Genomic DNA, 26514 nt, shown 5'->3' with positions numbered 1-26514 from the left:
TTTATCTAAAAATAGCTAAATGCGCAAACACCTGTGTTTTGCACGCTTCCTGCGCTAATTTAGGTTTATTTTCCCAGTATTTTCTTAACCCTGTCGCGCACGTTGTTTTTATATAGCTTAGCCCTGCGCACCCAATTATGCGCCTTAGCCGAAACGTAATTATCGGCATGTTCTATAACATTTTGCGGGCTGGCATGTAGCGGTATAAGCGTTTTAGTTAAATATCCCTGGAAGTGCAGCGTATAAAACTTATAATACAGCGGCCCGCCCGAGGCATCAGCCACTTTTGCGTATAAACCATCTTTGCGGCGGTACATCTTCTTTATTTTGGTGCCGGCGGTGGTTTCAAAATAATGCTTGCAGCCGTTAAAGGGCACGTTCACATTAAAATCGAAGCTGATGCCCTCTTTTTCCAATGAAAGCAAATTGAGGGTATGTGGTTTTGCTTCGGTACGAAAAACATCCAACAGTATCATATCAGATACGTTTTTGTTATCTAAAAATTTACCTGCCAGGGTATCCTTCAAAACAATTTCAAAGGCCGGCTTATCCGCATACCTGGCTAAAACAAAATTGCAGAAATCGTTGATCAGCCTGGTGTTCCAAAAAGAAGTGTGGCCAGATGTTACGCTCCGCTCGCCCAACTCAAAAAACATCATGGTACCATCGTATTTATCTTTGATGTATTCGTGGTAAATGGGCTTCAGATCCTGTAGTATCAGCACGTCGCAATCGGCATGCACAAAATACGCTATGCCAAGCTCTTTGGCAATATCGTTAATGATGAACCACCTGTCGAAACAGGCTTTCTCAAAAAAAAACGGGTTGATGGAATGGTGCTCGTAAACCTTATCAAACTCCTTTACGCCTTTTGTGTACTTAGAAACATCGATGCAGTTGTAGTTGCGGTAGTCGGCAAAATTGGTATCGGTAAGTACATAAACATTATCCTTACCGTTCGATTTCACGGCCTGCTTCAGTATCTTGTCGAAAAACAAACTGGTGTTTTCCCCTAATTGCAAAAAGAAAACAGGCAAACCTTGCTGTACTACTTGCGCAGGATGTGCCGTATCTTTTATTTTCATTCGGTAGGTATTTTGAACAAAAATAATATTTTCGGTCATCAAAGCAATAGCGCCTCGGGGTTGTGGAGGTATAAAAGCGTCGCTCCGGCACAAAATTTTGGCCTTCCCGCTACAAACTACCCAAAGAATTTTTAGGTTTGGAACAGTTAGAACGATAACACGCTATCATTTTTGCGTGCCGGATTAAACATAAATGCAGCATGTATTGGTACGAAGATGATATAAAAGGCCTCGAAAAGAAAAGCCTGAAAGCAGGCTACAGCGCCGAAACTGTCTTTTACGGCAGTTCCTCGGTTAGGCTGTGGAGTACACTAAACGAGGATTTTGCCGACCTTAACCCCATTAACCTTGGTTTCGGAGGTTCTACGCTGGCGGCATGCGTTTGGTTTTTTGATAGGGTGATGATTAACTACAGCCCTAAGCGGTTAATCATCTATGCTGGTGATAACGACCTTGGCGATGGCCGCAACCCCGAAGAGGTGTTTATTTTTTTTCAACAAATGGTAGTAAAGGCAAACCAACGCTTTGGTAATATCCCCTGCTATTTTATTTCGCTTAAGCCAAGCATAACACGCTGGCCCATGGCAGATCAGTTTAAATACACCAACAATATCATCGAGAACGAACTGATAAAACGAGGAAACAACTGGCAATTTATAGATATTTTTAAGCCGATGCTTGATGCTAAGGGCTACCCGCAGAAGGCCCTGTATGCGGGCGACGGGCTGCACCTAAGCAGTGCCGGCTACCAGGTTTGGAAGCAAGTTATCAGGGGTAAAATTATTGTTAATAGTTAACCTGTTGTTTACCTGCAGGTAACATGTAGTAAAGATATTTCGGCACGTAAGGTTATGGTGGAATGAACAGGGAATATCATAAATGGTACAGCCCCAGGTTGCAGCGCAACATGGAGCTTTTAATCTTCGGCCATGCCGGGCGGGCGGTACTGTTTTTCCCTACCCGTATGGCCCGGTTTTACGATTACGAGGACTGGGGCGTAGTGGATGCTCTGCAGCATAAGATAAACAGCGGCGAGATACAGCTTTTTTGCGTAGACAGCATAGATGCCGAGAGCTTCTATAACCGATGGGCTCATCCATCCACACGTATTGCCCGGCATTTACAGTACGAGGAATACCTGCTTAACGAAGTTTTGCCCCTCATGAGCCAAAAAAACAGCAGCGGTTATTTCGAAACTGCGGGCTGCAGTATGGGCGCGTACCATGCGCTCAATATCGGTTTAAAATATCCGCATGTTTTTAAGAAGATTGTGAGCATGAGCGGCCGGTACGACCTTACCCGGCAAATAGACAACTTCAACGATTTGTTCGATGGTTTCCACAACCCCGAGGTTTACTTTAACATGCCGGGGCAGTACGTGGCCAACATGCATGAAGAACCCATGCTGGCCGCCCTGCGCCAGCTTAGCATTATCTTAGCCATTGGCCAAACCGACCCTTTCCTGTTCAACAACCACGAGATTAGCCGCCTGCTTTGGGATAAAGGCATCCCCAACGAGTTCTATGTATGGGATAACTACGCCCACCGCCCTCGTTATTGGAAAAAGATGGTGCAATTGTATTTGTAAACCGGTTTAAATATTGAACGCGGGTTTAAATATCGAACACCGAACGCTCAATATCGAATGATGATCAAGGAGAACGGCAGTTCGCCCTCCTACTACCTTGCCAATTTTAAAGCTGGAAATTCCTGGAAAACCTTAGGTAAATTTGTACGATTTATTGGAAAAAGCTGGAAATTTTTTTCTGCCCTTAAACTGCAGATTTAGCTAAAAACGGCCATTCCATGCAAATTTAGCCCTTTTGCTACTTGTAAGAAAAAACGCCAAAAAAGTTCGAAAAACACGGAAAAACACGGATTTCTTTTCGACATTTTTGCAAATTTACGCATGCTGTAAACGCAAAAGACCAACAAGTAAATAATTCATAGGACGCCCCGATTCCGCGGGGTTTTTCCAAATTTCTGGAACTAAAAACTGGACAAAACTCACCCCTAACTACTGCATAATTACCCGCTTAAAATACCAGCCTTTCGGGTCAATCACCGGTAGGGTTTTGCTGGTGATTTTCAGCGGGGTGGCTTTGTTGGCTTTGATGTTGGTATGGATAATGCCGGTATCGGTGAGGATATCCAGATCAAGATCCATCGGGCAGTTTTTGATGCTGAGGGTGTAGGTATCAGGTCGTGATTTCCTCAGCTCGAAATCCATGGTATTGGTGGTGCGCAGGTAAAAATCGAACAAGGCATTCAAATCGCGGCCCGAGCCTTTGCAGAAGTACTCCTGCACATCCTGCGTGGTAAAGAAGCGGTTGTAAGGATACTTCACATCGGTAACAAACTTCTTCAGCAGCGGGAAAAACACACTATCGCCCAGCACATGCCGCATGGTATGCATAAAAAAAGAACCTTTGGCGTACACGTCGCCGGTGTAAACCAGGGCCATATCCAGTTCCTCGCCCTGCACTACGGGCTTCAGATTACGGATACCTGCGCGCTGGCTCACCATTACCGAATCGTAGGCTGCTTCGCCCATGGTTTCTTTAAAAAAAAGCGCTTCGGCATAGGTGTTGATGCCCTCCTGTATCCACATGTGCGCCCAATCTTTGTTGGTTACCTTATTGGCCCACCACTCGTGCCCAAACTCGTGGAACAGGTTGGCCGAGTAATCGAGCCCGTTGGGGTATCTATCGTATTTGAATTTATCGCCGTAGGTAACCATGGTTTGGTGCTCCATGCCGGGGTTGGGCACTTCGGCTATGCCTATCTTTTCGTTCACCCAGGGGTACTCGCCAAAGTATTTCTCCAGTATGCGGGTATCGCGGGCGCGGATATCCAGCACATGGTTGGCGTGGGCGGTATCTTCCTCAAGCACATAAAACTGTATAGGCAGGGTATGGCCATCAACCGTGATATAAGGGCGGCTATAAACCTTGTACTTAGCAATATTGAACACCATGCAGTAGGTGCTGATGGTATAATTAGTCTTCCAATGCCAGGTGGCTTTGTTGCCTGACATGTTCTTCACGCCCTTCAGCAAACCCGGACCAGCCACGGATAAGCCCTTCGGGATGGTGATGAACATATCTATACCCTCGTTGGGTTCATCGCTGGGGTGGTCTTTACAAGGGAGGAACAACTTTGCGCCCTGCAACTGGCAGTTGATAACTACCCATGGGTTGCCGGCTTTATCGGTGGTCCAGGTGAAGCCGCCCTGCCATGGCGGCCTTACGGCAACCGGCGGTTCGCCGCCATAGTTGATGCGGATAATATGCTTGCCCGCCTTATAACCCGCTTTGTTGATGATAAGTACAGAATCCCCTTTTTGCTGGAATGTTGCATTACCCTTATCAACGGCAACTTGATGCACATTTAGCAAGTGCACCAAATCTAAAAGCAGTGTATCGGTAGGTTTACTGAGAATGAGGCTTATTTCGCAATAGCCATCTATACTTTTTTTGGGGATATCCACATCCAGCGCAATGGTGTAATGGCGTATATCCATTATGGCCTGCAAAGGGCGCAGCTTGCCGCCCGCACTCATGTAAGTAATGCTGCGGTCCTGGGCCGCTAAGCGGCCAACCATACAAATCATCAGTAAACAACAAAGCGTGCGGGAGATTTTCATGGGGATACGTTTAAGCCAACAAAATAGGCATTTGCATGGGAAATCTACCAATCCCCGATACGAACTGAGAGAATATCAAAAAACAAAAATGGCGCATTAATCACAATGCGCCATTTTATACTAAATATCTAATTTTAAGTCATCTACAAATTCCTTACCCAAATATTGCGGTAGCTGATGGGTTTGCTCGGGTCGCCGTGCGATTGTAGTTTTATTGGTGCCGGGCCGTGCTTGCGGTATTGCGGCGCGCCGATGTAAGGGGTATCGCCTTTAAGCTCATAGTTGTTTTGTACCAGTAACCCATTGTGTATCACGGTAACGCGGGCAGGGCTTTTTACCGTTCCGTCTTCATTGAAGCGGGGGGCCGTCCATACCACGTCGTAGTAGTTCCACTGACCGGGTTTGCGGCAGGCGTTCACCAGCGGCGGCGATTGCTTGTACATGCTGCCCGCCTGGCCATTGGTGTAGGTTTTGTTCTCGTAGTTATCCAATACCTGCAATTCGTAGCCGCCGGCACCCCATGGCAGGGCGGCTAAAAATATACCGCTGTTCCCACGTCCCTGTCCGCTGCCTTCGATATCAGAGGGGATGCGGTACTCTATATGCAGCTGAAAATCAGTGAATTTACGTTTGGTACATATGTCGCCGTTCTTTTTATTGACGGTAAAAAAGCCTTTATGCAAATCCCATTTCTCGGTAGCGGCAGAGTCTTTTACCAGTATCCACTCGTCCAGATTTTTGCCGCCGAATAAAACGATAGCATCCGCAGGGGCATCGCCTGGGGCCTTACCCGGACTAACCACCGGTGGCACAGGGGTGTAAAACTCGGTATCCTCGGGCTTGGCATTTTGCGCATTTGCCGCGAAGGTTGCGCCAGCAAGCAGTGCTGTTGCTATAAATCTATATCTCATATACTTCATTTTATGGTATGTTTTTCCTTTAAAAATCGGAGAAAAATCGGGGTATTTCTTCGTTTTTCTTATCTCTTTATTCAAATTCTTTTAGTCTTATTTCAACGACCTTATCCAGGTGGCTATCTTCACGGCATCGGGGTTGCTAACCTGCGGCATCGGCGGCATTGGGGTAGAGTAATCCGGCCAATGCTCGGGCTTAGGGTTCTTTATCAGAGCCACTATCTGCGCAACAGTATAACCACGTTTCGCTACATCCTTAAACGCCGGACCAACCTGCCTTGCATCCGGATTATGGCATGCCGAGCAGGTGTTCTTGGCCAGCAAAGGTTTCACGTCATCGTAAGTAAGCGCCTTAGCAGGCAGTGCAGCAGTTTTTAGCGGCTTGCCTTTAACCGGCGCGGCCTTAACCGGTGCCCCAGGTGTTTTAGCCGAGTTTTTGGTACTCACGTCGCTCATGCTCAATTTCGGCCCTTCGGGGATGTTGTTGAGGGTGTAGTAAGCGGTTGGATGTACCAGGTTAAAGTAGTTCTCCTTATCGCGGACGCCATCTAAAGTAATGGTATGGATGTAGCGCTGGCGCAGGTTGCTTATCACCAGGCGCGCTTTCAAGCCATCCTCAGATACTTTAACACCTGTAATATTGCATTTCTGAGTACCTACCGGCGGGCTGCCGTAAACTGCCTGGTATTTGTAGATGTAGCTCTCTACCGAGTAAGAGGCAATATCCTCTGCTACTTTCCTATCCACCGGTTTGGTAAATTCTATCTCGAAACCATCGGGCATGGCGCGGATGGCGCGCATCTCGAAAGGGGTTTTGTTGTTCCATATCAAACGCTGCAGGCCCATAGTGGCCTCCCCTGCCGAACCCCAGCCACGGTTGGTTTCGCCGGCGGCTAATGAGCCATCGGGCAACCAGGCCAAACGTATTACGCCCGACTGGAAACCGCTGCGGAAGGCCCATGCGGCACCCTGGTATTCGCCGTTTATTTTCTCGAGGAATACCCTATCAACCATGCTCTGGCCCTGATCGCACACCAGCAGCTGGCCCGCAAAAGGCCCGAACACGCCATCGGGTATTTTCACGATTTCGGAATTGGAGATACCCAAAATGCCATGCGGCAACCAAACAGCGGGCAGCTGCAATTCGGGAATTTCTTTTTTAGCCTCGAATTCGGTCTTGAATTTCTCATCAACAATGTTCAGCGGCTTAAATGGCTGGCCGTTCTTATCAAACTCTATGCGTGGGTTGTTTTTGGCAAAAAATTGGTCAGAAGTAAGCTTCAACGGCGAATTTGGGAGGTTCGTCCAAACCAAACTGGCGGGATGGCCCATAAATGCGCCTTTGTTAATCGGCATAATGCTGCCCGAGCCTACCCAGTCGCCCTGGTTATCGCTGTACCAAAGCTGACCATCGATCATACTGATACCGCATGGAGAACGGAAACCCGCAGCCCATGGGGTAACCTTACCATCTTCGGTAATATTAAGCGCCCAGCCACGGTATGGCACCAAGCTCTTTGGATGCCACCAATCCGGCGGGAAGCCCAGGTTAAGCGTTACGAAGAATGAGCCATCGGGTGCCAATTTCGGCCCGAAGCTGTACTCATGGTAATTACCCGATAATGGCCAGGCATAAACCGTTTCGAATACATCGGCTTTGCCATCCATATTGGTATCCACCAATTTGGTCAGCTCGCCACGCTGTACAACGTACAAGGCACCATCTTTGTAGGCCGCGCCCAGCACCTCGTGCAAACCCGATGCGAACTTGCGGAAGAACGGGTGCTGACTGGTGGGGTTCTCCACAATAAAAATATCGCCACGACGGGTGGTTACCGCCAGGCTGCCATTTGGCAGGGTGCATAAGCCGCCCACCTCTAATATAGTACCCTCAGGTGCGGGCACTTTCATTATCTTAAAAAAGTCGTCCTCCTTTGGCGATTCGGCCTGCGCAAAAACTTGCTGGCCAAACGATAAAGCAAGCATCAAAGCCCCTATAACTTTCGCAGTTCTCATCATATTAAAAACCTTTTTAACATCTCCAATCTTTCTAACTTCTATTAACTTCTTCATAACCTGCTTCTTAAAAAATGATGGAATAGGTTAATTTCTTTTGGATGGGGATAGTCAACTCTTGCATCCCTCCCGATGTGCGGATTACCGGTTTATCGGTAAGGCCGTCATCCAATTTAATATAATACTGGTCGTCCACGCTATAATAGCCGCCTTTCAGTAGTTCTATCTTGCTGCCTTGTGCCAGGCGCATGGTTAGGCCCGCAACAGGTGCTGCGATGTTCACTTCGCGGTGAAGGCCCTGACCGCCGGGTATCACTAAACTGGCATCTGTAACCAGGGTACCGTAAAGCAGGTATTTAAATGTTGGGTGGCCATCGTTATCCAATACGTAGCCTTTTGGTTTGTAGGCGGTACCGTTGGTATCGGCGGGCCATGCCGCATCGGCGGTTGCCAATTTGGCTATGCCGGGCGCAGGTTTGCCAAAAAATTGTACCGAACCGGCCGGGCGCGAGGAGCCGTCGCCCCTGTCGTGCCACATGGGCGTAGCATCCAGGAAGCCGCCGCGCCATATCTGCACAATCATGCCTTTATCAGCATCGTAGGTATAATGCAATTGCTCGGTGCTGCCCACGCCAATGCCATGTGTTACGCGGAAACCACCCGGCAAATCGCTAAAGCTGCGGAGGATGACATTTTCTGTAGCGTTGATTAATATAGGGTCCACGGCATCGTTATTACTTACGTTGCCATCGCTCAGCAAATACTCGCGCACACCGGGGCCACTTACGGTAAGACCCAGGGCCGCCTTGGCCCAATCTACATTTTTGGTGTAATATAATTCGAAAGGCAGATCGCCTGCGGGCAAAGTTGCTGTACCCGTACCCCTGAAACCGCCTGCTGTAACCGCCGGTGCGCCATTGATGCGCAAAGCACCCTTGCCACCGGGAACGCTCAATTTAAAGGTGTATTCGCCCGGCTCGTAGACGTGTATAGTACCGGTATATTTCAACAGGAACTCATTGGCTAGCTTTACTTCGTTGGAAGTAAGCATCGGCGGAACGCCTTCGCCCACGGGCTTCAAAGTCTTGTAATCGGGCTCGGCATTGAAGTTGCCCTTGTAAACCGTGTATTTAAGGTTTGCTACCGTTGGATGCGGCTTGTCGAAATTGGTATAGCTGATGTTTTTGAAAGCTACCGCGCCGTGGTCGCCCTGCAAACGCAGCGGACCTACGGCGCTTTCCGTAGCATCGAATGCGCCGCGGGTTGGGCCCGATAGCTCTACGTTCTCCTGTATCAGCACGCCGTTTAGCCAAACGTAAAGTATTTTAGCATTGGAGATCTTCACGCCTTTATCGTCGAACTTTGGTGCCTGAAAGGATATGCGAATGTGCTGCCACAAGCCGGGGGCGCGGCTGGCATTCTGCCTTGGCGCGTGGCCTTCGTAGCCTTTCATACCGTCGGGTTTGGCATCGTCCCAGCGTTCGTAAATTCCGCCGTTATCGCTCGATTTTGGGTTTACTGTACCCCAGCTATCCAGCAATTGTATCTCGTAGCGGCCCTGTAGGTATATGCCCGAGTTTGCGCCTTTGGCCATCATATAATCCAACTCCAGGTCGATATCGCCGTGCTGGAGGGTAAAGTATAGGTCGTGCCCCGGGTTCTTATCGTCTACCTTGTTTACCAGTATGCCGTTGCCTTGCGTTAAGGCAAATTCGTTTACTTTATCCATATCGGCGTGCACAGTAGCCGCCAGCTGCCAGTTTTTGGGCGCGGCGGCAAAGGCCGATAGGTCTGTTAACGATACCTGACTTTTTAAAGCCTGCGCATTGGCCTGCCGCATGCCTGCCGTGCCCAATAGCAGCAGGGCTATCCCAAGGGCGGTGTAAATTTTTTTATTCATCATCATTAGCGGGGCGTTACCCATTAGTGGCGGGTTACGCTATAATTTAGTTTTAGTTATTGAACAAATATATTATAAAAACAATCGATTGCACGATTATTTTACATCCCTTTTTCGACCGGAATCGTCAATAATGGTAACACTTTCGATACCATTGTTCCAGGTGATAAAACGGGCAGACTGCGACAGGAAAGAAGATCCGAAATAGAACTCCTGTTTCTCGGTGTTCCCGTCTTTATATTTGATTAGTGCGTAGGCATCGTTGGGGTTAACGGCAATGGTTCGCCCGGTGGCTTTCCATTTGAATACCTTCATAAAATCGTTGTTCTGGCTGGCGGCCAATAGCACCCTACCCTTATTATCGCGCAGTTTTACCAAAGCCTTGCCGTTGCCGGGGATGTAGATACCGCTCTGCAATATGCTTAGCGGCTTAAAGTTGCCTTTGCCATCGCCTTTCAACATCAGCCCATTTAAGGCATCGTAGCGGCCGATGGAGGCTTCGGTACCAAAATCGTTGCCGTTCATCACCACATCCAGGTTGCCATCGCCGTCGAAATCGCCGGTCTCCATGCCGTTTATGGTAGATACCTGTGCCTGAACGGGCAACGGGATCAGCGTAAATTTACCGTTGCCATCGTTACGGATATAGGTCGATTTAAGCATATTGGCTTTCAGCCTCAATTCACCCTTGCGCTGCTCGGGCGTAAGGATATCATCCATCGTGGCCGTTGCGTACGATTTGTAGTTGGTGTACTTCTTCTTCATGCTGATCATCTGCTTCGTCATATCGTCGCGGCCCTGCACCGGGAACTCTTTGCGAACACCATCTTTATCCAACAGGAATATGGACGGGATGGCGCTATAGGCACCGCTCTTGTCGAAATCCTTCGCGCTGATATAAACGGGATATTCATCGCTGGCCTGCATCAAGCTGTTTTGCCCAACGTTGCCCACAATGTAATCGATACGACCGGTGTGGCGGAAATCGCCCGCAGTGATAGAGTTCCACCAGCCCAGCTGGCCTGCTATACCCGTATTTTTGGTAACGTTTACAAATTTTCCGTTCTGATTCTTCAGGAAAGTCACCGGCATCCATTCGCCTGCCAACACCAGATCGGGCCAGCCATCGTTGTCGAAATCGGTAAACAGCGCATCGCACACCAGGCCGATATCTTTCAGCTGCGGAGCCACTTCGGCGGTAACATCGGTAAATTTGGGGTGACCATCTTTACCATCATTACGTAAGATGATACTCGATACCGGTTTTGGGTACTCCCATGGCTTTACCCTGCCCGATACGAACAAATCCAGCTTACCATCCTTATTATAATCGAATGCACGTACGCATAGTTTGCTGGTAAAATTCGTGGGCACGGCATCCTTTGCCAGGGTAAAATTGCCTTTGCCATCGTTTAGGTACAGCCGGTCCTGGTATTCCGGATCGTTGGGGCCGGCCTCGTAGCCACCGCTGGCAACGTACAAGTCGAGCTTGCCATCGCCATTGGCATCAAATAGCAACATGCCTGCATCTTTAAAAATTATGGGCGGGAAGGTAGTACCCGGCAACAGATTACGCTGCTTGAATTTACCGTTGGGCAACTGGAATATTACCTGCGCCTGGTTGTAAGAATCGCCCCCTACTACCATATCGTCTAATCCATCGTTATCGATATCGCCAACGGCAAGGGCCGGACTATAATCTGATAACTTATGCGGCAGCAGTTTCTGCACGTTGAAATCGATAAAAGGCGTGCTGGTGTTGAAGCAATGCAGACCTACGGAATCTGTTACTTCGGTAAACAATGCTTTGGTATCAATTAAAGGCTGTGCATTGGTATAGCTATCCTTTGCATCGGTAATATTCACTACCAGCTTTTGGTTAGCCTTCACACCAACCAGCTTTTGCATTTTGCCGCCCGGCCATTTTATCAGCACCGAATCAACATTAGTAACCTTGCCCAGGCCAAAGTGGGCTATATTCTCTACCGATGATAAGTAGCCTCTGTAGGGCGTATTCTCATACATCTGTTGTTTGCCTTTATCGTAATATATATTCACGATGGTGCCCAGCCCGTTGAGGTTCTGTTTATCGCCTTTAAAGCTTACCTGCAGGTAATTTACAGCGGCCAGGTTTTTGCCCTCATCGCGCGCGGTGTTGCGGTAAACCAACGCCTCGTCGTTTACGTTGTTTATCACCATATCCATAGCGCCGTCGTTATCCAGGTCGGCGTAAACGGCACCATTGCTAAAGGTTGGGATATCCAATCCCCAGGCTTTGGTAACATCCTTAAAGGTAAGGTCGCCGTTGTTTTGAAAAGCGTAGTTTGGTATCTTGATTTCGGGTATCTGTTTCAGCACCGTTTCCTTCGGCGCAGCGACGTAGGCCTGCTGGCGGTAAATCATGAAATCCCTGTCAGATACATCCTTGGGGAAACCGTTGGTGATGATCATATCCCGGAAGCCGTCGTTATCAAAATCGGCCAGCAACGGGGTCCAGCTCCAATCGGTTTGGGCAATGCCGCTTAAAAATCCGATCTCGCTAAAGGCAGGGCTGCCTATCTTGCCCTGCTGCCCAAGGCGCGGGCCCTGGTTCAATTGCAGGGTATTGCGCACGTATTGGTACTGGTAGCCAAAGGCATCGAAGTTTTGGTAGGTTTGGTAACTGCTTGGGCCGAGCATCATTTTTTTGCGGTAGTTGTCGGCCGGGTTCATATCCAGCTCTACCACATCGGCAAGGCCGTCGTTATTTATGTCGGTTACATCCTGCCCCATAGCGTTGAGCGAGGTATGCTTGAAGTATTCTTTGGAATGATCGGTAAAAGTACCGTCGTGATTGTTGATGTAGAGGATGTTGTTGGAGATAAAATCATCCGACACATAAATGTCCTTCCAGCCATCGCCGTTAAAATCTACGGTTGAAGCACCATGGCCGAAACCACTGATGGTTACGCCGGCTTTATCGGTAACATCGGTAAAAACAGGGTGATTAACCTTGTTGTCCCAATCGTTGCGGAACAACCTGCCGGTAATTACATGCGGGCCTCGGCTTGATGCCGGACCGAAAATATTGGGGTTATAAGTAGCGTTGGCATTGTTTACGGTGAGGTACATGTCCAGGTCGCCATCATTATCGTAATCAAAGAAACTGCCCATGGTTGATTGCGTGCCTACCTGCAAATTGTATGCTGCAGCCATGTCTTTAAAATGGGGCACACCATCCTTATCGGCCCCCTGGTTTATGTACAGCAGGTTATAACGCTGCGTAGAATCGGCTTTAATGGTATTGCAAACATAGATATCCATCAAGCCATCGTTGTTAATATCTACCACGGCAACCCCACGGCTCCAACGACCTGCGCCGTTAACGCCGGCGGCATCGGTAATATCGGTAAACTTAAAATCGCCCTTATTGAGGTACAGCTTGCTGGCAACCATATTGCCGGTGAAATATAAATCCTGCAGGCCATCGTTGTTAAAATCGCCTACGCCTACCCCACCGCCATTGTAAATATTTACCACATCTAGCGGGTTGATAGAATCATTCTCGGTGATGGTATTCTTGAATTCGATACCGGAATGGGAAGAAGCAATCTGTTCGAACTGGGTATTGGCTTTACGCCCGCATGCAAACAGGAAGCACAAAGCAAGGAGGAAAAAGATACTACGAAGGACTCTCATACAGCACAATAGGTTTACCGATACAACACGGCATCAAAGGGGATTTGCCTTTAAAATTAGGTTAAAAAAACTACTAAATCAGCAAAAAAGAGGCTTTCCCTTTTAGGAAAAGCCTCTTTTGCTATACCGGCTTTGCTTATTGGTAAGCCGGGTTTTGGGTCAGGTTCGGGTTTAAGCCGATAGCCTGCTGCGGAATCGGCAATATATCGCGGCCATCCGGCAGTGTGGTAATGTAAACACCGTGTGGTTTACCATCGGCAGTTGGGCCGTATGGATAAGGTTGTGGTGTAGAGGTACTGTTAGTGCCGTAAGCTGCTTTGATGAATGCCGAAGCAACACCAGGGCCTGCGCGGCGCAGATCGTAGAATACCGAGTATTCTGCGGTAAGCTCGTGCCTGTACTCGCTCAATACCATCTGTAACGGATCGGTAATTGGCGTGGTAGGCTTGCCATCGTAGGTTAAGCCATCCTGCATAACTGCCGGTGCAACGCCACCAAAGGCACGGTCCCTAACAATTTTCAGATCGGCCATAGCACCTGCTACGTCGCCGGTACGCACTTTACATTCTGCACGGCTAAGCAATACTTCGGCGTAACGCATCAGTATCTGGTTTTGCGAACCGAAAATCACCTGGTTGCCTGTACCGCCTGTAAGCTGCGGATCCCTCCACTTTTTGGCATTGTAGTAACCAGAACGCAACTGATCTGACACGCCGAACCATGGTTTGGTAAGCGTACCAACGGTATTGATAATGGTACCATCATCTGCTTTGTAGCGTGCGTTGCCGCTGGAGAAGCCGCCGGTTACGTTAGGGTAACCTTTTATCCCACCCCATTTCGCAATAATGCCGGGGCTTTTTATTTCGTCGCCTGGGCCTACTACCGTTGCTTCTTTACGTTTATCGCCGGCCTGGTAAGAGTACCAAAGGCCCGGGTTTGCGTAATCGTAACCAAAATTTGAGATTTCTTCGGGCCAGCTAAAGTCGTCTATCCAGGCAACTTCGCCGCCATTCTGCCATCCGCCGTCCCAGCTTTGTGAACCTGATACTTCAAACTGTATCTCGAATATCGATTCATCGTTATTCTGATGATCGAATTCGTGTACATCCATAAACTTTGGCAACAAGTGGTAATTGCTTGTAAGCTCGGTATTGTTGAAAGCTGCTAATGCCGCGGTGTAGTCTTTCAACCACATTTGGGCAGCGCCTTCGTATGCGTAAGCTGCGCCTTTAGTAGCGCGGCCTAAATCTGCTGCGGGTAAGGCTGCTTTAGATACCAACAGGGTTTCGGCCTTTTTCATATCGGCAACAACCTGCTTAAACACATCGTCCTGAGAGCTACGCGGGGTTAAACCATCTGTAATAGCGTTCAATTCTAACGGTACGCCACCAAATGAACCTGCAAGGTAATAGTAAGTCATGCCGCGCAAAAAGTAGGCTTCGCCGGTTAATCTATCGGCAAGGGCCGCAGTAACAACGCCTTTTTCTTTGGCAGTCGCGATGATGCCGAATGCCGCATTGGCACGGGCAATGCTAATGTATGCGTTGTTCCAAAGGGTAGAAAGCGCACCAAAGCTGGAGTTGATCTGGTAATTGTTCCAGGCAACATCGGCTCCGTAGTTATAAAAATCGTGCGTTTGGAAGTTAGCGTAATACCATATCGCTTTCTTAAGCAGGTCGCTGTTCTGGTAACCATCGTAGATACCGTTTACCAACGCAACCACGTCTCCCGATTTCTGGAAGGTAGCTTCCGAGGTAGACTTGAACCTGTTGGTTTGCGACAAAAAGTCCTTCTTACAAGCCAGTGGCATCATTAACGCCGCAGACAATGCTAAGAGGGTGAAGTTTTTCTTGTTAATTTTCATATCGTTAATATTTTTATCTTCTTATTTAAAAGTTACGTTTAAGCCAACAGTGTAGAATTTAGAACCCGGATAAGTACCGTTGTCTATACCGTTTTGAGTTGGGTTGCCGCCCTGGATACCGATTTCCGGATCTAAGCCAGTGTAACTTGTAATTGTGAAGAGGTTCTGGGTAGAAAAATACAACCTTACTTTAGCAACACTCACCCTATCAGTAATAGATTTAGGCAGGGTGTAACCAACTGTAACGTTTTTCAATTTAAGGAAGCTGCCGTTTTCAATCCAGGTGCTTGATGGTACGTTGCTCAGAATTTGCGCATCGCTATAAGTAGCCCTTGTGTATATGTCTGAAGGCTTAGCTGCAGTCCAGCGGTTTTCGTAATACTGTACGCTTACGTTCTCAACACCTACGAAGCCCCTGTTCTGGAAGCTTTGCAGCGAGCTCTGCTGATAGTTAAGTATCTTATTACCGTAAACGCCATAGAAGTAAGCATTAACATCGAACGCGTGGTAAGAAACATCAAAGTTTAAGCCGCCGTAGAATTTAGGCAGTGGGCTGCCCAGGTTTACCTGATCATCTACTGTTACGTGACCATCGCCGTTGGTATCTTCAAAGTAACGATCGCCTGGTGATGTAGCCACCTGGTAGTAATATGGGTTCGACGGGAACTTAGTTGCTGCTGTTGCGTTAAGGGCTGCAATTTGGGCAGCTGATTGGAAGATGCCTTTGGTTTTGTAACCATAGAAAGAACCTACAGACTGGCCAATGTATGTTTTGGTGAATGTGTTATCGCTCCATCCCGGGCCGGTTAAGCCTAAGCCACCGAAGTTGGTTACGAAATCGGTACCAGAGGTGATGGCTGTCAGTTTATTTTTGATGGCCGACATGGTTAACGATACGCCATAATGAACCTCATTTACAGTGTGCTTGTAGTTCACGGCAATTTCGATACCCTTATTCTCCATGCTACCAACGTTGCGGGTAATAAAGTTATATCCCGATTGAGCAGGTGCTGCAAGGGTTAATAAAAAGTCCTTAGAATCGCGCTTGAACCAGTCAACACTTAAGCTCAAATCACCGTTCAGGAAAGATATGTCCATACCGATATCGGTTTGGTAATCGGTTTCCCAACGCAGTTTATCGTTTGCAGGCTGGCTTTGCGCTATACCGCCCTGGTACAATTTATTAAAGGGGTAACCTAAGTTACCGCTGCTGGCTGCCGGTAAACCGGTTGAATAAAGCGCCTGGTACTGGAATGAACCAATAGAGCCCTGATTACCAACTTTACCATAGCTTCCTCTGAATTTCAGGTCGGTTAACCAGTTAACGTTTTTCAGGAAAGGCTCTTCTTTGGCCCTCCAGGTAGCACCCGCTACAGGGAATACGCCATATTTGTGGCCTTCGTCAAATTTAGACGAACCATCGCGCCTTACTGTACCGTTAATTGAGTACCTATCCATAAAGCGATAGGTTAACCTGGCAAATTGTGATGCCAATGTAGTGATGGTTTTACCGTTGCCTTCATTATCGAACTGCAAGTTGCTCAGTTGAGCCAAATCGCGGATAACGCTGTTCTTAGGGATACCGCTTCCGCCGTTTGCAGTAAATGATGTGCTTTGTTCAGAAACACCGCCTACGAAACTAATCCCATGCTGACCAAAGGTTTTATCGTAAGATAAGGTATTTTCCCAAAGCCACTCAAAGGTGTTGTTCTGGCGTTGGCTGTACAATGCGTTAGTTGGCACGGCACCCGGATATTGCTGCTGTACGCGGGTATCTTCGGGCTGGAAGAAAGAACCTGAGTAGGTGTTAAGCCTTACACCGGCGTTTGTTTTGATCTTAAGCCCGTCAATAATAGTTGCTTCTAACGAAGAGTTGGTAAGCAACAGGTTGCCGATGTTTTCGTACTCGTTGTTTTCGATGCTGTAAAGCGGGTTGTTATACTTGGCAGTATAAGTATTTATAGGGTTATAAAAACCATAGTTACCGTTGGCATCTTTTATTTGACTGGTTGCGCTGTTACCACCATCTAAAGTTGGGATAAGCTGCGTTAAGTTACCCAATGCACCTGTACCAAAAGGGTTGTTGCTGGTTTGGTAAGTGTATTTGGCGCTTGTAGAAGATTTAAGCCATTTTGTAGCCTGGTAATCTGAGTTAAGACCCAGTGTAACCCTCTTGAAGTACGAACCTACTACGATACCCTTTTGATCGTAGTAACCGATAGATGCCGCAGTTTGTACCTTGTCGCTACCGCCACGTACAGCTATGCTGTAGCTTTGGGTTTTACCGGTACGGTAAAGCGCATTTTGCCAATCGGCAGTGGTAAGCGAACCTGGGTTGCGCCAGTTAGCCAGTTCCACAAAGTTTGGATCTGCATCACCAATTTCGTTGGCCAGTGTAGCCCATTGTTGTGCATTCAAAAGATCGTATTTCTTTGGTTGCGCCTGGAAAGAGTTGTAAGCGTCAACAGAAAGCTGAACGCCGTCTTTCCGGCCTTTTTTGGTAGTAATGATAACAACACCATTTGCACCGCGTATACCGTATATGGCGGTGGCCGATGCATCTTTCAATACATCTATAGTGGCAATATCATTTGTGTTGAAGTTGTTGATACCTCCATCAAGCGGGTAACCGTCTACCACGTACAGCGGGTTATTACCGCCGCTGGCCAAACTACCAACACCCCTTATCAGGATAGTAGTGTTGCCACCGGGAGCGCCGTCGTTAGCCGTAACCTGCACACCAGCCGCACGGCCCTGCAAAGCAAGGTCTAACGATGGTACAGGCAATTTAGCAATGGTTTCGGCATTTATACTGCTCACCGCGCCGTTAAGGTCCTTACGTTTTGCGGTACCGTAACCGATAACCACTACTTCGTTCAGGGCGCTCACGTTTGATTCGAGCCTGATGGTGTAAGAATTAGAAGCGCCAACAGCAACTTCTTTAGTAGTGTAACCGATAACGCTTACCACAAGGGTTGGGTTACCGGTAACTGATAATTTAAACCCGCCGTTAACGTCAGTCATAACGCCGGTAGTTGTCCCCTTTACAGAAACAGATGCACCGGGCACTGCTCCATCGGCAGAGGTAACGGTACCTGTAATCTGCCGGGTTTGGGCAAAACTAGCCAAACTCATCAAACAAAATGATAAGCTTAGGCCAAGTAGTACCACAAGATTTTTAATTTGTAATTTTCTCATCATACATTTATTTTTCTAATAGTTTAATTGGTTGCGATAAAAAGGTACTACGGTTTGCACCTTAATCATCGGAAGTAAAAGTATTGGAGTAAATAATGAGATAATAACACAAATGTTAACGTTTATAGAACAAATGTTAAGGGGCGCCTTTTAAACCATTGATTAATTACTTTCGCTTAAGCCTTATAAAAGATCCATTAATTTACTTTTGATTAACATTGTTGCTTTTTATAAAATTTAACACAATCGAATGCACTATATTTTTGCACCTGATAGCCTGTTAAACTGAAATTTGGTTATCAAATACGGTATACGAGCGTGAATTATGGCCGCCTGCGGCAAAATGAAAAGTGAGATAAGGGAGATTACCCTTTGTACTGCGCCGGTTTGGAGGGAGGGAAAACAGGGCACACTTTTTAAAGCGGACAAAAAATCCGTGCGCAACGATAGCTATTTTCGCTGAAAAAAGTGGTTTCGTAGGGTTTATGAGGGGTGTTGATCGGAGATATACTTTTTAAAGTATTTTAAGAAGAAGGTGTAGAGTTGTAATTACGTTGCTGAATTAGAGAGCGTTTTTGCGGCTTATGGCCTGGGGGGTAAGGGGTTTCGGGACAATGACGAGGTTGACCTACTTGAGGGCGTTTGGAACTAAAAGCCATGCAAAGTATTGCATAATCAATAAGCCCACCGCCCTTTAAAGCAATAAAAGGCAGTGGGTATATTGCTCCTACTCTTTACTTTTTGTATAAAAATTGAATAATGGAATGTCAACCACCAAACTGGCACCGTACTTAATGTAGTAATTATTATCGATAACCACGCCTGTTTTGGTAGCCTGCCTTAATTGCGGGCCAAGTTGCGCGCCGATGCCTAATGATATAGGACACTTGCCAAATCCCCAGTACAAAAACAAACCCGGCGAAACTATATTTTTAAGTTTCACTTCCGCGGCAACGTCAGTGGTGTTATCCCCTATCCGATAGGATGCCAGCGCGCCTACATCTATCAACGATATAAACGCGGTAAAGCTTTTGCCACCTGTTGCGTTGCCCGTTTTTGCATCAGTGGTTTTACCTATGTTACCCCAACTAAAAGCAACGCCTACCGGTGCGGTAATACCTGCAGCCCACGCCGTTGATTGCTGATTTTTAGGGATATACTCTTTACCAAGGCTCGGTCCAAAGTAAGCATTTAGGGAAATATTGATATCAGTCTCCCTTTTTATAGAAGCGCTTCCCACGGGAAGTACAGCCGCCTCTATAGCTGCGTTTACCTCGTCGGAATTTTGCGCCTGTATAATATTGGCCATAAATGTTCCGTATTTTAAGTAGGCTTCCTTATAGGTGAATTGGGTAGGGAATGCCTGTTCTAAAAGCGCCGAACTGTGTATAACTAACGAACTATAATTTTTTGAATTAATATCGTAGTAAATGGAAATGCAATTCCCGGCGATACCAGCAAATACTTTAACCTCGCTATTGATTGCCAATACGTTAGCATCGCTGGGCTTAAGGTCCTTTATAAAATCGACGGATTTTACAAGCATGGTTACAACGGAGTTGGCATAATTAACGTATGGGAGCGATGAAGCGTCAGTTGTTGCTGTACTTTTCAAATCGGCAATTTGCTTGCCTTGGTCAGCAATATTAGCGATCAACGATGCCATCTCCTTAAATTTGCTAATAAGTGACGGATCAAGTTTTAATTTGTCAATCCTTAGGCTCTCGATGGTTTTTTTCAGGGTGATGGTCGTCGTGTCCTTGATAAACATTATTTTTGATTGTTCCGAGCGGGCAACAAACAACCCGAGGAACAATTCCATACCTTCCATACCCTTTGATAAATCTGTTAAATCTTTTACTTGCTGCCGCGATATCCATGCGTGTTCCCCATCGTTACTTTTAAAAGAATTGGAAATCAGTTTAACAACCTGCATGCTATTAGAGAAGTTATCTTTAAAGATGGTGTTATTAGTGCCTTTATCAGCTGCCATTATATCTATCGCATCATTCACGTTTTGGCCCTTTATTAAGTTATCGGCAATTATGAGGCTTGCAATAGCGGCCCGGCCGCCGATTTCCTTATTCAAAAAATCTGTTATGATGGTAACCCGCTTCTGACAGGTGCTGTCACAAGTAGCATCGGGAGTTAAATCGCGCAGATCTATCAAGTGGGTAGTTACCAAGTTCAAATCGGTGTTAAAACCCTGTCGTAATGCAGGCAACATAGCAGCATATTGATAACTGGCAATGCTCCCCAACACCGTGCAGGTTTGCGGAAACACTACCTTAAGTTCGGGATATTTGTTCAGGAAAACTTTAAATTTAGAGAAAAACGCAACGTTCAATTCCTCCTTGCTTCGCTTCACTAAAAACTTGGCAATGCCATCGGCAATAACGGTAACGGGTAAATTACCAATTGTAGCAAAGGGGTTAAAGCCATCGCCTCCCTGGCCAAGCCCCGCTGAACCGGGTATAGACGGCATGGTAACCAAAACATCCTTTATTAAGGGATTATCGTTAAAGTTGGCTGCAAAAATATTATAGGAAGCCAAAATTTTTATAACCAACTCTTTATCATCGTCAGTTACGTGTCCCGCCTTAGCTTTTGCAGCAAATTCCTTCAGCTTCATAGCATCGTAGTACAAATACCCGGGCTCGTAAACTGCCGTTGTTACTTGCGTTTGTGCTGTAGTCAGTGGATTTGCAGTACTGCCCGTTGTTGTGGTGGTGGTACCACCCGCACCACCGTTATTGGCCGCTTGGTCTACCGGCCTCCTTTTGTTAAAAGGCCCAAGTTTTTGGTCGCCTACCTCGAACCGGAATTTATCCGGTGTTAACACAACTGTGGCATCGCCCGTTAGATGATCATCGGCACCAATCTCTACATAATACTTGCCTGTTTCTCCGTCTTTACTCAAAGGTGCCAGATCAAATGTCCCTGAAAATAAAGATTTAGTGTGCGTGCCCTGTAAGCCAATAATTTTAAGTGGGCGATTTTTAAAATCCTTACTAAACTCAAACCTTAAAGGAAGCGTGTACGTACTGTAAGTTACCGGATCACTCTTAATAACATTGTTTACGATGGTAAATTTTACCTGTTGGGCCGTGGCAACGCTGTAAAGCAGTACCGAACAAAAAAGGAGGATCAGTTTTTTCATGATTACAAGGGTTTAAGATTATAGGTTTCTAGAGTTTTCTTTACCGGGAGCACAAACGAGTACTTATCGTTGGCGCCGAGCAGCATTCCAACAAGCTTATTATCCGTTTTACTGATTATGCAGCACCCGGAATCGCCTGGAATTGATACGGGCAACGAATTTTCGCGGATCCGTGAGGTACCTATCAGGATAATATTGTTCATCCTGATGGTTTGGTTATCCTTATATTTAATATCAAACGCTACGTTGTAATCTATGATAAAGGCATCCCGTTTGCTTTGGAATGAAATAAGCGTCACATTCGTATCCGGGGTAACCACGTCGGCATCGGTAACATCATGGTAGCCCCCGGCCATCTTTATATAGTTACTGTCCACAGGAGGTGGTGTGCTTAGTCGGGCCACGGCTAAATCCTGAAAATTGTTTATTAGCTGTAAATGCCAGTGCCCTGCTGCCTGGAGGTTTAACAGGCTACTCCCCTGTTGTTGAGGCGCCACCAAACCACCACAGCTTGTAAAACGGCCGTCGCTAAAAACATGCCCGGCCGTAAGCACGCCTGTAAATGTCTCGTTGGTGGTAGATTTTACAAGGCAGCATACGCTGCCCCTAAACAAGCTTGATGATGAGTCACTAATATTGTCGGCCTTCTGGCTTATTTGAATTTGGCCTGACCCTACATTTTTTATAATTTCTGTTCCTATTGTCCTTTTGCTGCCATCCTCTAACAAGGCCTCCAATTTATCAGGCAGGTCGACGGTATTATTATCTGATAGGTAAATAGCCACAACATGGGTGGTAATTCCATTCAGATCGTGCACTGCATCGCTTATCGATGCAATATTGGGGTGATTTGTTTTTAAGGAAACTTCATTTTGCAAAATTGCCCGCTTCGCTAAATCTGATTGGTTTATCTGCTGACTGCTATTCGCATCCGACACCGGCGGCACCGGCGACCTGTTTTCAAAAAAGCTTTGAGTTGCCTTGGCACCAAACACAAAAGCTATAACGCCCATCCAGTTTGCGTCTAACCCTATATCGCCAAGACTGTGCTTACTCCAACCAATTTTAATGAGCAATATGCATATTACGTTTACCATCATAAACACAACAATGCGCATGGTACTGGCTTCCTTGTCTTTGTTACTCAGCAGCTCCGGGAAAACAAACGCTATCCCAAGCATAATAATAAAAAACATGACAGACATCTCCGTACCGTTTAGAGACGAAATCTTCCCATTCGGCAACGCCAGCAATATTAGTTTAAACAATAAAAGCGCAATGCTCAAAGTAATGAGTACAAGCCCCAGGCTTTGCAAAAATGGTTTATTTTTTAAACCATTTGTTTTCATTTTGAAATTCATATGAAAGAGAATTAGGTTAAATAAATTAAAATTACTTCAGTACATAATACGTCCCTTTTAATAAGCAGGCCTCTAAATTGCCTCCTAACAGCCAAACATTTCTTGCCAGTAATAAAATTTCACCACAGAGAAATACGCATCCAATGCTTCGCAAATCACTAACAATCAGTAGATAGCTCCGTTCCTTTTCTATAAAACTAAGCAATCAGCTATGCCATTGCTCACCGTGTTTTCACGGTATTTGCAAGCGTGTTTTGCGCATTAATCCGCCCAAATCAGTCGGTTTTGTGTAAAAAATAAGCGGCAAATGGGTTTGGTGGCTAAGTAAGTATATCAAATCCGCGCGTATTATCTATATTGCACAAGCTCAGCATAATGTTAATGCCAACCCGCTATATCACATCTAACGTAAAAGCAGTAGTAATTACCGCCTTATTGTTGTGCGCGCAATTATGCGTAAAAGCACAGGTATTTTCGGCTGCGAAATACGATGCAGTTGATACCACGGGGAGGTACCTTAAAGATGCGCATGCGCAAAACCCGGGCTTCAGCATAAACAATCGGGCTGCAAGCAACCTCGCCCTGAAGGACCCCGGCCTGGAGCAGGATCTTCAGGTAAAATTGAGTAAATCTGCCGAGCGGAAACTGCTGATGCAGCGCCTAAAGCAGCTTAGCATCAGTACCGATTTGGATGCCAATCAATCAAACAAAAAGCTGTTATATAACCTGGCCAATGCCTTCGCCAAATTAAAAATGTACTCACTGGCTATGAAATGCTTTTTCAAAACCATGCAGTACAATCAGCACGATACCAGTGCCGACACGCTAATGCAGGCCCCGGCAGATTCCCTCGCCGCCGATACTACCGACCTGGACGAACGCTACCTCAACTTTAACGCGGTAGATGATACCCTGCTGGCCCGGCAGCCGGCGGTGCTTTTACCTGCAACCACTGAGCCGCGCAGCCCTAAAATAACCTACCAACGAATATCAGATACTTTTAAGGATGGCAAAAAAGCCGTAGCCTACGCTATGCTAATACATGTAAAACAACCCGTAGCAGGCAAACCCAAGGTTTATCATTTCACCAACTCGGGGCATACCTTTATTACACTCATCAAATACAACAGCGATTCTACATACGTATCGCTCTCATTTGGCTTTTATCCTTACAAGAACCACCCGTTTGCCGGCTCGCCCTTATTCCCTTCATCGCCTTCGGGCTACCGCGACGATACGCAGCATAAATGGGACGAAGTAGCCGGAAAATTCATTTCGCGACGTAAATTTGAGAAGATACTGGTGCTCACGCAGAAATATGCAGGGCTAAAATACCACCTCAGCAAAAACAACTGTACCGATTTTAGCCTTAATGCCGCCCTCGTGGCCGATTTAAAGGTAAACGGAACTACCGGCAAATGGCCGCTGGGCCATGGCAATAACCCCGGCACTACCGGGCAAAGCATGCTGCAAGGCAAGATAACCGACGGCAACAAACCCGATTTGGATGATGTGTTTGTTGATGATACGGTTGGAAAGCCGTAAAGTCATCTGAATCAGAATTTTCAGAATTCAAGGATTTTCAGAATGCTCTTTGCCGCACATGTTGGAGGTTAATAACACTCTCTTTAAATTCTGTTCATTCTTGAATTCTGAAAACCCTGATTCAGACCTCTCCTCCCACACAAAAATATCCTCCCCTTCTGCTAAACAAAATCCCCCTTTTTATTATTCTATTAAGCCCGTGTTAATATTCTTTACAGAATAAACCTCGCCATACTTAAAATACATTTTTATTATCATATTTGGATGTACGAATCCTATTAACCCGAAATACAACTACAAACTACTATGCAGGAATTAGACCCTACCATCCTTCAGAAAGCCAACTCATGGCTCGAGGGGAATTATGATGCCGACGTAAAGGCCCAAATTCAGAAACTGATAGACGATAAAGCTTATACAGAACTTACCGACTCCTTTTACCGCGACCTGGAGTTTGGCACCGGCGGCCTGCGCGGCATAATGGGCCCGGGTAGCAACCGTATTAATAAATACACCATCGGCTCGGCTACGCAGGGTTTGGCCAATTACCTTAAAAAAACCTACCCCGGCGAAAAAATAAAAGTGGCCATTGCGCACGATAGCCGCAACAATGCCGACCTGTTCTCTACCATTACTGCCAACGTTTTCTCGGCAAACGATATCCACGTTTACTACTTTAAGGCCCTGCGCCCCACGCCCGAGCTTTCCTTCGCTGTGCGCCACTTCGGTTGCAAAAGCGGGGTAATGCTTACCGCATCGCACAACCCTAAAGAATATAACGGCTACAAAGCCTACGGCGATGACGGCGGCCAGTTTGTTGCTCCGCACGATGCTGCCGTAATGGACGAGGTTGCCGCCATCAAAAGCATCGACGAGGTGAAATTCACACGCGTAGATGCCAACATCGAAGAAATTGGCGAAGAGGTAGATGCACTTTACCTGGATAACATTACCACCCTTTCGGTTTCGCCGGATGCTATCAAACGCCAAAAGGATCTGAAGATCGTTTTTTCGCCTATCCACGGCACGGGTATTACTTTGGTGCCGCAGGCATTGGAGCGTTTCGGTTTCGAGAACGTGATTTTGGTAGACGAGCAAACCACGCCCGACGGCAACTTCCCTACCGTGGTTTACCCCAACCCAGAAGAGAAAGAGGCCCTTACCCTTGCGCTTAAAAAAGCACAGGATACCGATGCCGACCTGGTATTAGCAACCGACCCTGATGCCGACCGTGTAGGCATTGCCGTAAAAAACACTGCGGGCGAATTTGTACTGCTGAACGGCAACCAAACAGGTACCATGCTCATTAACTACCTGCTTACCGCATGGGAAGAAAAAGGCAAGCTTACCGGCAAGGAATACATCGTAAAAACCATTGTAACCACCTACCTGATAGATGCTATAGCAGCAGCCAAAAACGTTACCTGCTACAACACGCTTACCGGCTTCAAATACATCGGCGAGCTGATGACCAAATTTGAAGGCCAGCAAACCTTCATCGGTGGTGGCGAAGAGAGCTACGGTTACCTCATCGGCGATTTTGTGCGCGATAAGGATGCGGTAGTTTCCAGCGCGTTTATTGCCGAAATGACCGCTTATTATAAAGACAAAGGCAGCAGCCTGTTCGAAGCCTTGCTGGATACTTACGTGCAATACGGTTTCTATAAAGAAAAGCTGATATCGCTTACCAAAAAAGGTAAAACCGGTGCCGAAGAAATTGTGGCCATGATGGAAACCTTCCGCAACAACCCGCCTGCCGAACTGGGCGGTTCTAAAGTAATTACCCTGAAAGATTACGAAAAAAGCGTGGAGACCGACCTTACCACTAACACTACCAAGCCTATCGAACTGCCAACATCAGATGTATTGCAGTTTATCACTGAGGATGGCAGCATCGTCTCGGCCCGCCCAAGCGGCACCGAGCCAAAGATCAAATTTTATTGCAGCGTAAACGGCAAACTGGCCAGCAAAGAAGCCTACGCCGAAACGGATAAGCTGTTAGATGATAAGATCAATACTATCATGAAGGATTTGGGGGTTTAAGCTCTCCACTCCTTTGACATTTGAAAGCCATCGGTTGGAAGACTGGTGGCTTTTTTCGTAACTTACTACCGCGCAGTCCGGCGTCCGCCGGATTGAATAAAATT

Annotated in this window: 14 protein-coding genes; 4 read left to right on the top strand and 10 right to left on the bottom strand. The window is 46.8% G+C overall.

The genetic code is table 11. The annotated features are described in order from the left end of the window. Window positions 1–65: 65 nt before the first annotated feature. The gene (locus AC1DXC_RS07275) at window positions 66–1085 is read right to left on the bottom strand and encodes a hypothetical protein (protein ID WP_477458480.1); all 1020 of its coding nucleotides are present in this window, start codon (window positions 1083–1085) and stop codon (window positions 66–68) included. 200 nt (window positions 1086–1285) lie between these two features. Here AC1DXC_RS07275 and AC1DXC_RS07270 point away from each other — a divergent pair, with 200 nt between their 5' ends. Together AC1DXC_RS07270 and AC1DXC_RS07265 are read left to right on the top strand one after the other, a co-directional pair. After that, window positions 1286–1882, top strand: a complete 597-nt coding sequence (locus AC1DXC_RS07270) for a GDSL-type esterase/lipase family protein (RefSeq protein WP_477458479.1) — start codon at window positions 1286–1288, stop codon at window positions 1880–1882. Between the two features lie 62 nt (window positions 1883–1944). After that, on the top strand, window positions 1945–2673 hold the full coding sequence (locus AC1DXC_RS07265; protein ID WP_477458478.1) for an esterase family protein: 729 nt from the start codon (window positions 1945–1947) through the stop codon (window positions 2671–2673). A gap of 429 nt (window positions 2674–3102) precedes the next feature. Here the strand turns inward: AC1DXC_RS07265 and AC1DXC_RS07260 are convergent, their stop codons facing one another. The 9 genes from AC1DXC_RS07260 to AC1DXC_RS07220 all read right to left on the bottom strand — a co-directional run bounded on the left by AC1DXC_RS07260 (window position 3103) and on the right by AC1DXC_RS07220 (window position 22822). After that, a complete protein-coding gene (locus AC1DXC_RS07260; protein ID WP_477458477.1) occupies window positions 3103–4731 on the bottom strand; it encodes a M1 family metallopeptidase in 1629 nt (542 codons plus the stop codon). 143 nt (window positions 4732–4874) lie between these two features. Continuing rightward, window positions 4875–5642, bottom strand: coding sequence for a 3-keto-disaccharide hydrolase (locus AC1DXC_RS07255; protein ID WP_477458476.1), 768 nt, complete (start codon window positions 5640–5642; stop codon window positions 4875–4877). A gap of 96 nt (window positions 5643–5738) precedes the next feature. Further along, complete coding sequence (locus tag AC1DXC_RS07250) at window positions 5739–7664, bottom strand: c-type cytochrome (protein ID WP_477458475.1); 1926 nt, start codon at window positions 7662–7664, stop codon at window positions 5739–5741. A 64-nt stretch (window positions 7665–7728) separates the two neighbouring features. Beyond that, window positions 7729–9585: a 3-keto-alpha-glucoside-1,2-lyase-like domain-containing protein gene (locus AC1DXC_RS07245; protein ID WP_477458474.1), complete on the bottom strand. Its 1857-nt coding sequence runs from the start codon at window positions 9583–9585 to the stop codon at window positions 7729–7731. 72 nt (window positions 9586–9657) lie between these two features. Next, window positions 9658–13239, bottom strand: coding sequence for a VCBS repeat-containing protein (locus tag AC1DXC_RS07240; protein ID WP_477458473.1), 3582 nt, complete (start codon window positions 13237–13239; stop codon window positions 9658–9660). 136 nt (window positions 13240–13375) lie between these two features. Beyond that, complete coding sequence (locus AC1DXC_RS07235; RefSeq protein ID WP_477458472.1) at window positions 13376–15103, bottom strand: RagB/SusD family nutrient uptake outer membrane protein; 1728 nt, start codon at window positions 15101–15103, stop codon at window positions 13376–13378. 21 nt (window positions 15104–15124) lie between these two features. Further along, window positions 15125–18238: a SusC/RagA family TonB-linked outer membrane protein gene (locus tag AC1DXC_RS07230; protein ID WP_477458471.1), complete on the bottom strand. Its 3114-nt coding sequence runs from the start codon at window positions 18236–18238 to the stop codon at window positions 15125–15127. A gap of 790 nt (window positions 18239–19028) precedes the next feature. Continuing rightward, window positions 19029–21461 (bottom strand): hypothetical protein, encoded by a 2433-nt coding sequence (locus tag AC1DXC_RS07225; protein WP_477458470.1) that lies wholly within the window; start codon window positions 21459–21461, stop codon window positions 19029–19031. 2 nt (window positions 21462–21463) lie between these two features. Then, on the bottom strand, window positions 21464–22822 hold the full coding sequence (locus AC1DXC_RS07220; RefSeq protein WP_477458469.1) for a hypothetical protein: 1359 nt from the start codon (window positions 22820–22822) through the stop codon (window positions 21464–21466). Between the two features lie 375 nt (window positions 22823–23197). Between AC1DXC_RS07220 and AC1DXC_RS07215 the strand changes: the two genes are divergently transcribed. Beyond that, window positions 23198–24367, top strand: coding sequence for a tetratricopeptide repeat protein (locus AC1DXC_RS07215; RefSeq protein ID WP_477458468.1), 1170 nt, complete (start codon window positions 23198–23200; stop codon window positions 24365–24367). Between the two features lie 306 nt (window positions 24368–24673). After that, a complete protein-coding gene (locus tag AC1DXC_RS07210) occupies window positions 24674–26410 on the top strand; it encodes a phospho-sugar mutase (protein ID WP_477458467.1) in 1737 nt (578 codons plus the stop codon). Window positions 26411–26514 lie beyond the last annotated feature (104 nt).

Source organism: Mucilaginibacter sp. P2_D11, from assembly GCF_056404435.1.
This window is presented reverse-complemented; position numbering and strand designations above follow the sequence as displayed.